This window comes from Candidatus Sororendozoicomonas aggregata (genome assembly GCF_031528575.1).
In the GTDB taxonomy this organism is placed as follows: domain Bacteria; phylum Pseudomonadota; class Gammaproteobacteria; order Pseudomonadales; family Endozoicomonadaceae; genus Endonucleibacter; species Endonucleibacter aggregata.
On the sequence record NZ_JAVLSP010000091.1, the window covers coordinates 1 to 14,925 of the forward strand.

A 14,925-nucleotide genomic window follows, 5' to 3' on the forward strand; every position below is an offset into this window, starting at 1 on the left:
TGCTCTATAGTAATTATTCAACAGCTATTCATGTATATTTATTTCTATTTGTTGAGGTAGTGGTAATGCCCCGCAAAAAACTTTCTCTTCTTCTTTTTTTCTCTGTGTGCGTTATCTGGGGCACTACCTGGATGGCAATGGAGCTGGCTGTTGCTTCAATTCCCCCTGTTCTTGCCACTGGGCTGCGGTTTTTGATTGCCTCCCCCATTTTGATTGGACTGGCTAAAGCGTTAAAGCAGCCCTTGTTCTTTCCAAAAGGCAAACAGAAATGGATGCTGGTGGTGGCTGTGTGCTACTTTGCGATACCCTTTACCCTGATGATTTTTGGTGAGCAATACATCTCTTCCGGCCTTGCTGCTATCATTTTTGCCAATATGCCCATTGCGGTGATGCTAACCTCTACCGCACTGCTTGGTTTACGTTTAAGCAAACACCAAGTGGTTGGGCTGGTAACAGCTGTGGTCAGCCTTTGCTTGATTCTAATGAAAGAAATGGAGATCGGTGGTAACGATTACCTCCTCGGTGCCTCTGCCCTCGGTGGCGCTGTGGTTATGCATTCGCTGATATACGTGATGTTACAAAAATACTGTCGCAATATTCCTGTTTTTACTTATAACGCATTGCCCGCCCTTATCGCTGCCGTGTTTCTACTTGGATGCTCAAGCCTGATTGAGCAGCCAAACTGGAACGCTTTTACCCTTGAATCCCTGTCATCAGTGACTTATCTCGGTGTCATTGCCAGTGTCGGTGGCATAGCAGCCTACTTTAAGCTCAATGAGATCGCGGCGCCCTTTACCGCTTCTTTGTGCTTTTTATTATTCCCTTTGGTTGCACTGACACTGTCAGCCTTTCTCACCCACCATCCAATTTCACGCCAGTCCATGATGATACTCGTGCCTTTACTCGGCGGTATGTTGTTAGCGAAAACAGATACCGCTTTTTGGGCAAGCCTCTTCAAAACCAAAAAGCAGCCTGCCCTTGATTGAGTGACCAGCAACCCTTTGCCACTAGGAGCCTGTCCGAGAATAGACTACCCTACTGCGGTTGCGATAAATGGGTCTAAAAATTCCTGCTTCTTCGTCAAATAGCCCCACTATTATCCTCAGAAGCAGAAATTTTTATCCTCAATTTCTCGTAATCCTCGCTACGGGCGCTATTCTCGGTCAGGCTCCTAGGAGCTTGTCGGACTTAAGGCAATTTCGGCCTGAAATCCAGAAAGAGCGGCCATATTTTCCGATGAATTTGCTTAAATAGGTCAACTATTCGCACGAATCCATCGAAAAATCTGACTCGCTCTACTGAATTTCATGCTCAAAAGCTTAAGCCCGACAGGCTCCCAGGGAGCATGACTTTCAGACTCACAAATGTAGCTTCTACTTGATTATATAAGCCAAAGTGGCTGATGATGTAAAAAGCAGGGAGCGGTAATGCTGCTATTAGCTGGAAAAGAGCAATATTTTACCAATGAATGTAACCCTTCATTGCTCAAAACAGGGAGATTGAGATTGTTATGAAAATAAAAGCATTACTATCGGGTATCGCACTGACTTTTGCGCTGACACCTGGAGCAGCCACAGCCACAGAATACGTTGCCCAGTTAAAATACGGTATCACAGAAGGGAGTTACAGCACCTACGCAGCCTGTCGTGAGGCCGTGAAAGATGAAGGTGGCTGGTGTGTTGTTCGACGGACGCAAAGGCGGTAACGTTTCTTGTCTCACTGGCTGTTTCTCACAGCCAGTTATACGATGCCCTCCTCACCCCAATAAACGCTGGCTTCAGGGAATGCGTGTCAATGCCGGTAACATGGACTCCAGTCTTTCCAGACAGGCTCCAACCCCATCTTCTGTACTACTTTGGCAATATCAGAAGGGTGTCGTCCATCGTCGATGCTGAATTGCTCAAGGGCGGTGCTTTCCCTGTTAGCGTAACCGCCCGGTTGTGTGCTGGAATAGGCGCTTATGGTAGTGATTCCCAAAGGAAGCACATTGTCTCTAAAAGCGGCAGACTCCCGCGTTGACAGGGACAAGTCCACTTCAGGATTAAACAGGCGGTATGCACAAATTAACTGAACCAGCTGCCGGTCAGAAATAACAGAGACAGGCTGAAACTCACCCTCACAAGGTCGCAGGCGCGGAAAAGACAGTGAATAACGGGTGCGCCAGTAGTTTTTTTCCAGGTAATCCAGATGAGCTGCCACAAAAGCTGCATCGGTTCGCCAGTCTTCAAGACCTATCAGTGCACCAATCCCTATTTTATCAATACCCGCTTTGCCCAGACGATCAGCGGTGTTCAGGCGATAATCAAAGTCTGTTTTGGCGCCTTTGAGGTGGTAGCTGGCGTAAGCCTGGCGATGGTAGGTTTCCTGATAAACAAGAACCGCATCAAGCCCCTCTGCCATCAGCAGCTCATACTCATTTTGCTCAAGGGGCTGCACTTCAATGCTGATGTGTGAAAAATGCGGACGCAAGCGTTTGATCACTTCCCTGAAATAGGGGGAGCCCACTGTGCCTTTTGCTTCACCTGTGACCAACAGAATATGGTCGAAACCTAACGCTTTAAGGGCGGCCACTTCCTGGTCCAGTTCTGCCATGGTGAGGGTTTTACGACGAATTTTATTCCCGATACTAAAGCCACAATAGGTGCAAATATTGGTGCATTTATTGGACAGGTAAAGGGGTACAAAGAGCTGTATGGTATTACCAAAGCGCTGGCGGGTCAGCTGCATGCTTTTTTGTGCCATCGCCTCAAGATAAGGCTCAGCAGCCGGTGAGATCAGTGCCAGAAAGTGCTCATGGGTCAGCCGTTGACTGACCAGCGCCTGTCGGACGTCCTTTGCTGTTTTTCCGGCAATGCGCAGTTTAATATCATGCCAGTCGAGCTGGTTAAAGGTGGTGAGAAACGCCATCAGAGGGTATCCAGAAAAGTAGTCAGGGGACTGCTGGCCTCAGCGGTTAAAGCACGTATCCCCAAGCCTGCCTCGTAGGCTCTGCGACCAGCGGTTACCGCCTCTTTAAAGGCGCAGGCCATTTGTCCGGGGTTGCCCGCGACGGCAATGGCCGTATTGACCAGTACCGCATCGGCACCTATTTCCATGGCCTCGGCCGCATCAGACGGGCTGCCAATTCCGGCATCAACAACAACAGGCACCCGGCTTTGTTCAATAATGATTTGCAGGAACTCTCGGGTTTTCAAGCCCAGATTGCTGCCAATGGGTGCACCTAGCGGCATAACGGCAGCAGCTCCGGCTTCTTCAAGGCGTTTGCAGATAACAGGGTCAGCATGCACATAAGGCAGAACAGTAAAGCCCGCCTTAACGAGTTGCTCACAAGCCTTCAGAGTTTCAACGGGATCAGGCAAAAGGTATTTTGGGTCAGGGTGTATTTCCAGCTTGAGCCAGGAAGTACCCAGGGCTTCTCGGGCCAACTGAGCGGCATAAACCGCTTCATCCGCTGTGCGCGCGCCTGAGGTATTGGGCAGTAAGGTAATTTGTTCTGCCCGCAGCGGGGTAATAATGTCGTCGTCTTCAGCAGTTAAGTCAACACGTTTGAGTGCCATGGTCACAAGCTCACTTTCAGAGCATTTGATCGCGTCCATCATGGTGTTACTGTCGCAAAATTTACCGGTGCCTACCAATAGCCGGGAGTTAAACGTGTGGTCAGATATAGTTAACATGCAAGTGATATAGTTATCCAGAAAAAAGGGCAAGGGGTTTATGTTACTGACAAACTGCCGTATCACCCCCCCGCCGTCGCTGTAATCAAGGTGATGTGATCACTCTCTTTTATCGTATGAGTATCCCAAAGGCTGCGGCTGATCACTTGTTGGTTGACAGCAAGAGCAATACTACTTTGTGGTTGTTTAAGGTGCTTTAAAAGCCCTGTCAGCGTGGTGTCTTTATCAAGAGATACTGACTGATTGTTAACAAGAATATTCATTAAAGAGGGATCATTGTTTGCCTGAAACAAGTGGCAATTCTAATGAAATGAAAAGGTTTTGGGTAGTTTCGCTGCCTTTTACTCGCTGCCTTATAGAGGGTGTCGCGAAACCCTGAATGGGTTTTATCCAATTTGCTATTGATCAGAGCCTACGCCACTGTCTGATTTTTGGGGTCCAGTTCAGGGGAGTTAGAAAAGACCATGGGCATGAAAACTATAAGCTTTTCTCCCCATAAGTCGATATCTTTAACTTATGCGCATATGGAATGCACGATTTTTTTAATGTACGGAGAATAAGAATGACTGAAACCTTGAAAACGACGTCTGTTGTCAGTTGCCCCGACTGTGGGCACAGTGTGGTAGAAGCAATGCCTTTGGATGTGTGTGTCAGACTCTATGAATGCAAGAACTGCCAGCAACTGATCACGCCAGAAAGCGGCGACTGTTGTATTTACTGTTCCCATGGCACAATACTCTGCCCGACGTCTCAGATGGAAAAATCTTCCTATACGATTGTCAGACAGCGTCGAGCCGGACGCGCGTGTACTATCAACTAAACGTAATCAGTTCACTGTATATAGCGTCAAAGGAAAGAGGCCGGTGTTTGACCGGCCCATGGATTATGGCACTTTATCAGGGTTTTATTGGGGTTTTGGCAAAATATCGATTTCTACCCGGCGGTTAGCAGCACGGCCTGCGCTGGTTTTGTTACTGGCAACAGGCTCGGATGAACCCTTGCCGTAGGCGGTAATTCGTGAACTGGGGATGCCCTGACCCACCAGATAACCAGCCACGCTATCTGCACGGCGCTTTGACAAGGGTAAATTGATTTTATCGCTACCGGTGTTGTCAGTATGCCCTATCACTTGTATCAGATTTTTGTCGAACTCCTTGAAGACTGTGGCCACAGAGCCTAGCACGCGGTAAAAGCTGGCCTTAATATCTGCTTTGTTGGTATCAAAGGTGATGTTTGACGGCATAATCAGCTGCAGGTTATCGCCGTGACGCTTAACCTGGACGCCTGTATTTTTCAGCTCGGCCCTGAGTCTGGCTTCCTGCTGGTCGATGTAGTAGCCATAGCCACTGCCAGCGACACCGCCTATCGCCGCACCTTTAAGGGCACCTTTACTCCCATCAGCAATACCTCCGATAATGGCACCAGCAACGGCGCCTACACCGGCATACTTGCTGGTTTTGTTCACTTCTTGTTCACCCGTGTAGGGGTTAGTGGTCTGGCAGCCAGCCATAAGCAGGGTTAAAGCAGCTACAGCCGCGACTTTTTTTACAGGCATTGTCATACTCTTTAGGGTGTTTTCCACGTTGTGTATTTAAATGATCTCTCAAGCTATTCCACGAATGATGTTGTTTTCACGTATTTCTTCACCGATTGTCGTATCAGGTCCATGACCTGTCACCACAACCGCTTCTTCATCCAGTGTATATAACCGCTGGCGAATGGATTTTTCAATGGTTTTATAATCTCCGCCCCACAAGTCTGTCCGGCCAATGGATCGGCGAAACAAGGTATCGCCGGCAATGAGCAGTTTTTCGTTCTCAAACCAAAAGGACATGGAACCTGGCGTATGCCCGGGCGTATGTAATGATACCCCCTGGCAGCAAGGTAACTGCTCATCATCACTGAGCCAGAAATCCGGGTCAGGCACCGGCTGGTAGGGGACATTAAATAGTTTGCACTGTGTTTCAAGATTATCCCATAGGAATTTATCATTTTTGTGGAGATGAATCGGTGCGCCTGTTCGTTTTTTTATTTCACCGCTGGCCAGAAAATGATCAAGGTGCGCATGGGTATGGATTAACGCCACTACCTTGAGCTGCAGGGCATTAAGCCGGGTCATAATCAACTCAGGGTCTCCCCCCGGGTCAACGACCATTGCCCTGCTTGTCAGGGTATCACCAATAATGGTGCAATTACACTGGAGGGGGCCGACGGGAAAGCTTTCCCGGATAAAAGTGGGTTTGTTAACATTCACTGTCATGGATACTCCCTAATGACTGTCCTTGGAGAGTTCGGCAATTTCTTTCAGGCGCGCGACCACTTTGTAGTTAATCGACCCTTTGGTGTATACGCCTTTGCTGTTGAGATTACCGGGCTTGCAACCTGTGAGGAGTTCCAGGGCGTCTTCAACGTGATTGACGGCAAAAATATTGAAGGTTTTCGCCCTGACAGCCTCCACTACTTTTGGGTGCAACATCAGGTTGCGCTTATTCGCTGCGGGGATAATGACACCCTGTTCACCTGACAGGCCCCGGGCGACACACAGATCAAAAAAGCCTTCTATTTTTTCGTTGACACCGCCAATGGCCTGCACTTCACCGTGTTGGTTCATGGAGCCGGTAATGGCATAGCACTGTTTGATCGGGGTGTTGGTCAGAGCGGAAATCAGACAGCATAGCTCTGCCATGGAGGCACTGTCACCGTCAATATAACCGTAAGATTGCTCCATGGTCAAACTGGCAGAAATAGCAAGGGGAAAATGCTGGGCATACTTGCTGCCAATGTAGCCAGTTAAAATCATCACCCCTTTTGAATGAATAGCCTGCCCAAGGGAAACCTCCCGTTCAATATCAACAATGCCTTGTGATCCGGGGTATACCGTCGCAGTAATCCGTGCCGGTGAGCCAAAGCTGGTGTCGCCAATGACCATGACGGTAAGACCATTGATCTTGCCGATTTTCTCGCCACTGGTATCAATCAGGATACTGCCCTCAAGGACTTCCTGTAGCATTTGATTCCTGACCCGCCCGGTACGCTCTGCTTTAGCATTAAGGGCGCGATCAATATGCTCATGATTGATTTTGCGTCCATTGTGGCTGCGGCGGATGAAATCGGCTTCTGCCAGCAAGTCAAACAGGTCACCAATTTTAGCGGACATTTGCTGCTGATTTTCAGTTAAGCGGCAACTGTGCTCGATCATACGTGCCACAGCTGTTGCGGTCAGAGGTGGATAGCCTTCATCATCAGCACGGTTTTTCAGTAACTGGGCAAAGGCATGGATATTATCCGGTGTTCTGGGAATCTGGTCTTCAAAATCCACCAGTACCCGGAACATCTCGTGGAAATCACTGTCGATCTGTTGCAGTACATAATAAATCTCCCGTGAACCCACCAGGATGATTTTAACATTCAGTGGAATGGTCTCCGGGGTCAGAGTAGTGGTATTGAGCAGGCCCATCTCAGAATAGGGGGACTCAATTTTTAGCTGTTGTTCTTTCAGAGCCCGCTTTAATGCTTCCCAGACAAACGGTTCCTCCAGAAGTTTATTGGCTTCCAGCAACAGATACCCCCCATTGGCCTGGTGCAGGGAGCCAGCGCATATCTGGCGATAATTTGTGACCAGCGCGCCCATTTCGCTGGCATACTCAATGCGGCCAAACAGGTTCTTATAGTTGGGATGGGATTCATATGTCACCGGGGTAATGGGTTTTTTCGAGTGCGCCACGACCAGGTTCGGCGCGTACAGCTCTTCCAGCGCAGAGCGCTTTTGGGCTTCTTCACGGGATTCACTGGTCCGTTCATCAATCAGCAGCTCAACCACGGTACGGTGCAAATGCTGCTTGACGGCTTCCAGGTAATTCAGAATACTTTCCTGCTGAGCGTAGGTTTTTTTTAACGGCTTCAGCAGTGGCTCAAGGGTCTGGTCAATGGTCAGTTGGTTCAGGGCTTGCAGCTTTTCATTGGATTCGCGTTTCCACTGGGGCAGTTCCACCAGTGATTTGTTGAGCATGGTTTCCAGATCGGAAATGGCCTTGTTGAACGTTTCACGCTTCTTATCGGGTAGTCGCGCAAATTCGGTTTCGTCGAGGGCTTTGCCTTCTACCATGGGGGTGAAACTCAGGGAACCCGCCTCGCGGTAGAGAGCAATATTCCGTTTGATCGCTTCTTGCTCAATGGCGTCTATGGCTTTGTCGTACCGCTTGTTGAAATCACGCTCAATCATACTTTTGCGCTGCTGGTATGTGGGGTTTTCAAAGGCAGCGGGAAAAGTCATCAATAGCCCGTCGATAAACTGCTCAAAATCTTTATGCAGTTTGTTACAGTGGCCGGCAGGCAGTTGCAGGACACCCGGTTTGCGCGGGTCATCAAAGTTATTGATATAGGCCCAGTCATCCGGTGGGGTTTGGTGTCTGGCTTCTTTTTCGAGGTATTTGCGCAAATAGGACATCCGGCCTGTGCCGGACTCACCCATCACGTAAATATTGTAGCCAGAGCGATTCATGGCGACACCAAACTGGATGGCGCTGTTGGCACGTTCCTGGCCAAGAATACCGACGTAATTGTCCAGCTCGTCGGTGGATTTGAATGCGAGCTCTTTGACCGGCTGTTTTGCAATGAGCTGACTGGATGATAATTTGAGTTTTTTCACGAAGGTTGTCATCTACCGGAAAAGTGAACGAAACTGAGAGTGAGCAAAAGCCTTGACAGGAAGACAGAGTGATCAAGTGGGAAATGTGAGCACCCTGCTTGTGGCCAGTTACAGTCTGAAAGCCCTGGCCCCGCCTGATAGTGATACCTAAGAGCCTGTCGGACTTATGCTCGAAAGCATAAGTCCGACAGGCTCCTAGAGGCTTGCCGCTTACTTATTCATCATAACGCACTGCACTGTGGGTATATAGAGGCTAATGTCTGCCAATGGTGCTTATTTTATCACCCTTTTACCCACATCGTAGTACCATAGCTTATACGATATGGGTGGCCTGAGCTTATGTCATTGAAATACCGCTGGCACACACTGAATTGTATCATGTTGTGTGTCTCTTTCTGTGCCTCTGTGTGGGTGCCCTCTGTAAAGGCGGGAGAGGGGTTGACGCAATCTATCGACGCTATTTTACATACCTTACCTAAGGGGGCGCAGTGGTCCGTGATAGTGGGCAACCCTGTGTCAGGACACCGGCTGGTGGCTGAGAATGGCAATGTGTTAATGACGCCAGCGAGTGTGATGAAGCTTGTGACGGCCACGGCAGCGCTGGAGGTACTGGGAAAAGATTTTCGCTATTCGACACAGTTGCTGGCTCATCGCGCACCGGGGCGGACAGCGGTTCTCAAAGGTGGGATGGTGATGGCTTTCAGTGGTGATCCGACATTACAGCGCGGGGATATTGATCGTATGCTGCTGGCGCTCAAGCAAAAGGGCATTCGCTCAATTGATGGCACCATCTGGCTGGATGGTTCGCGCTTTAGCGGGTATGCCAATGCTGAAGGTGTGGTGTGGGATGATTTGAGTATTTGTTTCGCGGCTCAGCCTTCTGCCATTATTCTGAACCGAAATTGTTTCTACGCGCTGCTCAAACCCGGCAAGAAAGTGGGGCAGCCAGCAGTGCTGGAATATGCCCGTCCTGATTGGCCTATGCGGCTGGAGAACCATATTCTCACAACCTCCAATGAAGAGCACTTGCGGTGCCCGCCCATGGCCTGGCCTTCTGGTGCAGCAGAATACAGCCTGAAAGGCTGCATGGCAAAAACTGCCTGGCCCCTGAAACTGGCCTTTGCGGTGAATAATCCCGGGGTTGTTGCCAGGGACTACCTGGCCGGGGCTTTGAGGAAGCAGGGCATAGAGCATAAAGGGCCGATTGTTCTGGGTAAGGCTCCCCAGACATTGGGTGCGGTTTTGGCGGAGCACCGCTCTGCACCGTTATCAGAGCTGCTGGTGAAAATGCTGGAAACCTCAGACAACCTGTATGCGGACAGTTTGCTGAAAACGTTGGGGTACGCGTCTTCAGGGAAGACAGGCTCTTATGAGACCGGAATCAAGGCAGTTTATGACTTGCTGGGTGAAAGCATACCTGGCTTTCGTACGGTTTATATGCAGGACGGCTCGGGGTTGTCACGTTACAACCTGATCAGCGCCAACACCCTGTATTCATTATTAGCAAGGAACTGGCAGCAATGGCGCAATAAAGCTCCCTGGCTGATTAACCGCAAGCTCTCGGGTCGCTGGTATAAGACCGGCACGATGAAAGGCGTGAGCGCCTTCGCAGGATATACTTTTGCCCAGGGGAAGGCGCCTCTGTTGTTTGTTGTGATTATTAACGGTTTGTCGGTGGGTCGGCTTGCATCGGCCCATGAGCAAAAACGGTTTCGGTATTTAATTCATACAGTTCGGCGCTCGGTTATTGACGCAGTGGCTGAAAGCCAGGTTTCTTCAAATCACTCATTATTGCAATAATGCAATCAGGTTCTATATTCTTCTAAGTTAATTTATAGTTGTCCGGGCGCTTTGCGCTTCCGGCTTTATCTGCTCAGGAGTTCTGACTGATTGGGATAGCAATGATAAAAATTGAAAATCTTCGAAAGACATACGGCGACTTCACGGCTGTAAAAAACATCAGCTTTTCGGTACAACCCGGGGAAGTGCTTGGGTTTTTAGGGCCGAATGGGGCTGGGAAATCAACCACGATGAAAATGATTACCGGCTTTATTCGGCCAACGGCGGGGTTTGTTTCCATCTTTAATTACGATATTGAAAAAGCGCCGGTTGCCGCTAAATCATTGATTGGCTACCTACCCGAGGGAGCGCCGGCCTACGGTGATATGCTGGTTTCTCAGTTTTTGCGCTTTATCGCAGAGGCAAGGGGTTTTACCGGTGAGGAAAAGCAACGCCGCGTTGATCATGTGGTGGAGCGGCTGGCGCTGGAAACGATGGTCAACCGTCCCATTGATAACCTGTCCAAAGGGTTCAAGCGCCGTGTCGGGATTGCCCAGGCGATTATTCATGACCCACAGGTATTGATACTTGATGAACCAACTGATGGTCTGGACCCCAATCAGAAACACCAGGTGCGTGAATTGATTCGCGGGTTGTCCAAAGAAAAAATTGTGATTATCTCCACGCATATCCTTGAGGAAGTGGCGGCGGTTTGTACGCGTGCCATGATTATTGCTGAAGGAACCTTGGTGGCTGATGCAACACCCGCTGAACTGGAGTCCCGCTCCCGTTACCACAGGGCCATCCGTTTAGCGCTAACCCATGCTGATGATTCTGCATTGAGTAATCTTTCAGCCCTGAAAGGGGTGCGAACGGTTGAAGTCAGTGATGAGAATACCGGCTTCACATTGATTCCTGTCAATACCGATCACTCCAGCGAGCTCTTTAGTGCGGTGACTCAGCTGGTTGCCAGTCAGGGCTGGTCAGTAAAGGCGCTTTATGTAGAAAGTGGTCGCCTTGATGATGTGTTCAGGCAACTGACCCTCCTTGAAAGCGCCAGGGACACTGAAGCGATGGAGGTGGTTCAATGAAAGGTATGGGAATTATCTTTAAACGGGAACTCACTAGCTACTTTGCGACACCTTTGGCTTATGTCTTTATTGTTATCTTTCTGATGCTGACCGGGGTGTTTACCTTTTATCTGGGAAGTTTCTATGAAGCCCGCCAGGCTGACTTAACGGCGTTTTTCACCTTCCACCCCTGGTTGTACCTTTTTTTGATTCCAGCTATCAGTATGCGGTTATGGGCAGAGGAGCGAAAAACAGGCACCCTGGAGTTGTTGTTGACTTTGCCTATCCTGCTGAAAGAAGCGGTATTGGGCAAATTTCTGGCTGCGTGGGTGTTCAGTGGCATTGCATTACTGTTGACGTTCCCAATCTGGATTACTGTGAACTACCTCGGAAACCCAGATAACGGTGTCATTTTTGCCAGTTATATTGGTAGCTGGATGATGGCAGGTGGCTTTTTGGCCATTGGTTCTTGTATGTCGGCGATGACAAACAATCAGGTGATTGCCTTTATTGTGACTGTTGTTGTGTGTTTCTTGTTTGTTGTCGCGGGTTTTCCTCTGGTGTTGGATGCATTTCGAGGCTGGGCGCCGCAAATGCTGGTGGATGCCATTGCGTCACTGAGCTTTTTGACCCACTTTGATGCTATCAGCAGAGGCGTCCTCGATTTACGAGACTTATTGTACTTTATTGTAATGATTCTGGCCTGGCTCATTGCCACGGCTGTTGCCATAGATATGAAAAAAGCGGATTAAGGAGCCGGAAATGAAACAACGACTGTTTTCGAAAGCAGGGTTGCTAGCGCTGGCTTTGCTGACACTGCTGCTGACGATGGGTATCCAACAACTGTTTAAAGGGGCGCGCCTTGATTTAACGGAGGATAAACTCTATACCTTGTCAGACGGTACGCACCGTTTATTACAAAGCCTCGAATCAAAAGCCACTATTACGCTGTTTTATTCTGATGGTCAGACAAAGGATCTGCCGTCTATCCGAAACTATGCTCGCCGTGTGCAGGAGTTACTGGAAGAATATGTGGCAGCGTCAAAAGGTAATCTGACGCTCAAGATTATTGACCCGGAGCCTTTTTCCGTGAATGAGGATAAAGCGTCAGAATACGGGTTGCAGGCAGTGCCTTTGGGTAATGGGGCAAAAGAAGTCTACTTTGGTTTGGTGATTTCCCGTGATGATGACCCGGACAAAAAAGAAGTCATCAGCTTTTTGCACCCCGATAAAGAACGTTTTCTTGAGTACGATATCAGCAAGTTGGTCTTTACCGTGACACAAACAGAGAAGCCCAAGGTGGGCATTATTTCCGGCCTCCAGATTCATGGTGGTTTTGATATAATGTCGCGTCGGTCTTCAGGCCCCTGGGTCAGTGTCTCCCAGCTGGAGCAGCTCTATGATGTTACCACTATCGATACTGACAAAAAAACGCTTCCTGAAGACTTGAAATTGCTGATTATTATTCATCCGGCTAATTTGTCAGAGCAGCTGCGTTATGCCATTGATCAGTTTGTGCTGGCAGGTGGGCATGCTTTGGTCTTTGTTGATCCTGATGCTGAATCAGCTAATCAGGGCGGTGGCATGATGATGGGTATGGGTGGAGGAGGAGTTCCGCGCTCTTCTACCCTTGAGCCATTGTTCAAAGCTTGGGGTATTGAAATGGCTACCAACAAAATTGTTGCTGATGAAGAACACGCTCTCTCGGTAGGCTCTCCTTCAGGTCGCCCGGTCAGGCACTTGGGCATTCTTGGTTTTGGTGAGAAAGATTTTAATAAACACGATGTTGTTACTTCATCATTGAGTAGCGTGATTTTATCCACTGCAGGTGCGATCAAAAAGCTTGAAGGGGCTACAACCCAAGTTGAGTCGCTTTTGCATTCGGGTAAGAAAGCCATGCTGATGGATGCTGATAAGTTCACCAAGATGTCAGACCCCGGTAGTTTGTATAAAGATTTCACGCCAACGGGTGAACAGTACACGCTAATCGCCCGAATTACAGGGGATGTGAAAACGGCCTATCCTGATGGCTATCCGAAAGAGAAAGCAGAGCAGAAAGAAGAACAGGTTGCAGTTAAGGATGGAAAAACATCTGAATCTGAGAAAGAGGCTGAAACCAAAGAAAGCGGTGATAAAGAGAAGCAGGAGGAAAAACCAAAAGCCCCTCAATTAATGGCTTCCATGAAACCTGTAAACGTTATTGTCGTTACCGATACCGATGTCTTGACAGACCGCTTCTGGGTTCGGAAAACCCAGTTCTTTGGGCAGCAGGTTGTCCAGCCCTTTGCCAACAATGGTGATATGTTGATCAATATGGTGGACAATTTGCTGGGTAATGCTGATTTGATCAGTATCCGTAGTCGCGGTCAGTTTTCTCGTCCCTTTGATAAAGTCAATGCCTTGGAACAGGCTGCCGAAGCGAGCTTTCGTAAGAAAGAAGATAGGCTGAAGCAAGAATTGTCTGAAGCGGAGAACAAGCTACGCGAGCTTCAAAGCAAAAAACAGGGAGAAGAAAAGCAGGTATTGAATGCTGAACAAGAACAGGAAGTTGAGAAGTTTATGCAGGAAAAGTTAAAAATCAGAAAAGAGCTCAGGAATGTTCAGCATCAATTAGGTCAGGATATTCATAATCTGGGTACAGCTTTGAAGTTGATCAATATCCTTGCGGTTCCGCTTTTGATTACCCTGTTAGTACTGGGCTGGCGCTATACCTGTAGGCGCAAAAAATAACCTGTAGATCGCAATTTACCCGGCAACTGTCGGGTAAATTTATCGTAACCTCTATTTTGATTCTACTTTTATTGGCTGACTGAAGCCAGGAGGAGCCTGGGTGGATAGTGAATCAGTTAACCTGAATGCAATAGTGTTAATGATCACCACCAAAAAGGGCGCTTGACAAGAGAACAGGTCACTGTATGATAACCGACCTTGCTTGATGAAGTTATAGCAATGGCTTTTTCTAACTGCGGTAATGAATATGGCAGGCTCGACGTCTGAACAGTAGAAATGACGAGTAAACTCTGCTATTGCCGGGCGTTCAGGTTGTGGGTCCAATAGCCGTAGTTAGAACAGGTTATTAGTATTATTTAAAGTATGTTAGATGAATCGGTTATCGATGATCTTATTGGGTCTGTAGCTCAGCTGGTTAGAGCGCACCCCTGATAAGGGTGAGGTCGGCAGTTCGAGTCTGCCCAGACCCACCAGATTTTCTGCCACTCGGCGTTAAAAGATCATTCGTTTACGTCAGTAAGCGTCGTAACCTTTTACCTTGATTGACGAAAAATCACTACCCATAAGATTATTGGCGATGATAAGGGGCCATAGCTCAGCTGGGAGAGCGCCTGCTTTGCACGCAGGAGGTCGGCGGTTCGATCCCGCCTGGCTCCACCACTTGCTTATAAAGAAAGTAAATGGGATGACCTGTTCATCAAGCGTATTTGCTGCATTTTTCCTTCTGGAAAATGCGTGCTCTTTAACAATGTGGAATCCAAAATTTAAGCTGAATTGATTTAAATGACTTAGGTCGTTTAAATCATATTCTTGCTGAGACACTCTCAAGTGTATGGCGTTCAGTTGTCAATGGTCAGGTAACAGTGACTGGTTGATGACTGAATATCGTTAAGGTAGTTATTTATTGTATAGCCTTAGTCGTCTGTTTTTTAGTGTATAAATTACCAGATCGCTTTGGGTTATATGGTCAAGTGACTAAGCGTGCGCGGTGGATGCCTTGGCAGTCAGAGGCGATGAAGGACGT

At 48.4% G+C, this 14,925-nt stretch carries 13 protein-coding genes and 2 tRNA genes; 9 read left to right on the forward strand and 6 right to left on the reverse strand.

What is annotated here, in order from left to right; genetic code table 11:
- Nucleotides 1-986: DMT family transporter (locus V4C51_RS14500; RefSeq protein WP_330926901.1), on the forward strand; the 986-nt coding region annotated here is incomplete at its 5' end.
- A 524-nt stretch (nt 987-1,510) separates the two neighbouring features.
- Nucleotides 1,511-1,705, forward strand: coding sequence for a hypothetical protein (locus V4C51_RS14505; protein ID WP_330926902.1), 195 nt, complete (start codon nt 1,511-1,513; stop codon nt 1,703-1,705).
- Between the two features lie 86 nt (nt 1,706-1,791).
- Here the strand turns inward: V4C51_RS14505 and thiH are convergent, their stop codons facing one another.
- The 3 genes from thiH to thiS are packed head-to-tail and all read right to left on the reverse strand — an operon-like array spanning nt 1,792 to nt 3,937.
- Nucleotides 1,792-2,907, reverse strand: coding sequence for a 2-iminoacetate synthase ThiH (thiH, locus tag V4C51_RS14510; RefSeq protein WP_330926903.1), 1,116 nt, complete (start codon nt 2,905-2,907; stop codon nt 1,792-1,794).
- Nucleotides 2,907-3,740 carry a thiazole synthase gene (locus tag V4C51_RS14515; protein ID WP_330926904.1) on the reverse strand — a complete coding sequence of 278 codons (834 nt, stop codon included), beginning with the start codon at nt 3,738-3,740 and terminating at the stop codon, nt 2,907-2,909. The genes thiH and V4C51_RS14515 overlap by 1 nt, the downstream gene beginning before the upstream one ends.
- Entirely contained in the window at nt 3,737-3,937 is a 201-nt protein-coding gene (thiS, locus tag V4C51_RS14520; protein WP_330926905.1) for a sulfur carrier protein ThiS, read from the reverse strand. Before thiS ends, V4C51_RS14515 begins: the two co-directional genes overlap by 4 nt.
- Before the next feature lie 299 nt (nt 3,938-4,236).
- Between thiS and V4C51_RS14525 the strand changes: the two genes are divergently transcribed.
- Complete coding sequence (locus V4C51_RS14525; protein ID WP_330926906.1) at nt 4,237-4,494, forward strand: GDCCVxC domain-containing (seleno)protein; 258 nt, start codon at nt 4,237-4,239, stop codon at nt 4,492-4,494.
- 84 nt (nt 4,495-4,578) lie between these two features.
- Here the strand turns inward: V4C51_RS14525 and V4C51_RS14530 are convergent, their stop codons facing one another.
- Genes V4C51_RS14530 through V4C51_RS14540 form a run of 3 tightly spaced genes read right to left on the reverse strand, consistent with a single transcriptional unit; the run spans nt 4,579 to nt 8,322 of the window.
- Nucleotides 4,579-5,229, reverse strand: a complete 651-nt coding sequence (locus V4C51_RS14530; RefSeq protein WP_330926907.1) for a YiaD family glycine zipper/OmpA-like lipoprotein — start codon at nt 5,227-5,229, stop codon at nt 4,579-4,581.
- 48 nt (nt 5,230-5,277) lie between these two features.
- Nucleotides 5,278-5,934: an MBL fold metallo-hydrolase gene (locus V4C51_RS14535; RefSeq protein WP_330926908.1), complete on the reverse strand. Its 657-nt coding sequence runs from the start codon at nt 5,932-5,934 to the stop codon at nt 5,278-5,280.
- Nucleotides 5,935-5,943: 9 nt separating this feature from the next.
- Nucleotides 5,944-8,322, reverse strand: coding sequence for a Lon protease family protein (locus tag V4C51_RS14540; RefSeq protein WP_330926909.1), 2,379 nt, complete (start codon nt 8,320-8,322; stop codon nt 5,944-5,946).
- Between the two features lie 339 nt (nt 8,323-8,661).
- On the opposite strand from V4C51_RS14540, the gene dacB reads away from it, so the two are divergent.
- The 6 genes from dacB (at nt 8,662) to V4C51_RS14570 (ending at nt 14,561) form a co-directional block, all read left to right on the forward strand.
- Nucleotides 8,662-10,122, forward strand: coding sequence for a D-alanyl-D-alanine carboxypeptidase/D-alanyl-D-alanine endopeptidase (gene dacB, locus V4C51_RS14545; protein WP_330926910.1), 1,461 nt, complete (start codon nt 8,662-8,664; stop codon nt 10,120-10,122).
- A 101-nt stretch (nt 10,123-10,223) separates the two neighbouring features.
- Nucleotides 10,224-11,192: an ABC transporter ATP-binding protein gene (locus tag V4C51_RS14550; protein WP_330926911.1), complete on the forward strand. Its 969-nt coding sequence runs from the start codon at nt 10,224-10,226 to the stop codon at nt 11,190-11,192.
- Entirely contained in the window at nt 11,189-11,923 is a 735-nt protein-coding gene (locus V4C51_RS14555; RefSeq protein WP_330926912.1) for an ABC transporter permease subunit, read from the forward strand. Before V4C51_RS14550 ends, V4C51_RS14555 begins: the two co-directional genes overlap by 4 nt.
- Nucleotides 11,924-11,933: 10 nt before the next feature.
- Complete coding sequence (locus V4C51_RS14560) at nt 11,934-13,901, forward strand: Gldg family protein (RefSeq protein ID WP_330926913.1); 1,968 nt, start codon at nt 11,934-11,936, stop codon at nt 13,899-13,901.
- A 396-nt stretch (nt 13,902-14,297) separates the two neighbouring features.
- Nucleotides 14,298-14,374 (forward strand) — tRNA-Ile (locus tag V4C51_RS14565).
- Between the two features lie 111 nt (nt 14,375-14,485).
- Nucleotides 14,486-14,561: transfer RNA gene (locus tag V4C51_RS14570), tRNA-Ala, on the forward strand.
- Nucleotides 14,562-14,925 lie beyond the last annotated feature (364 nt).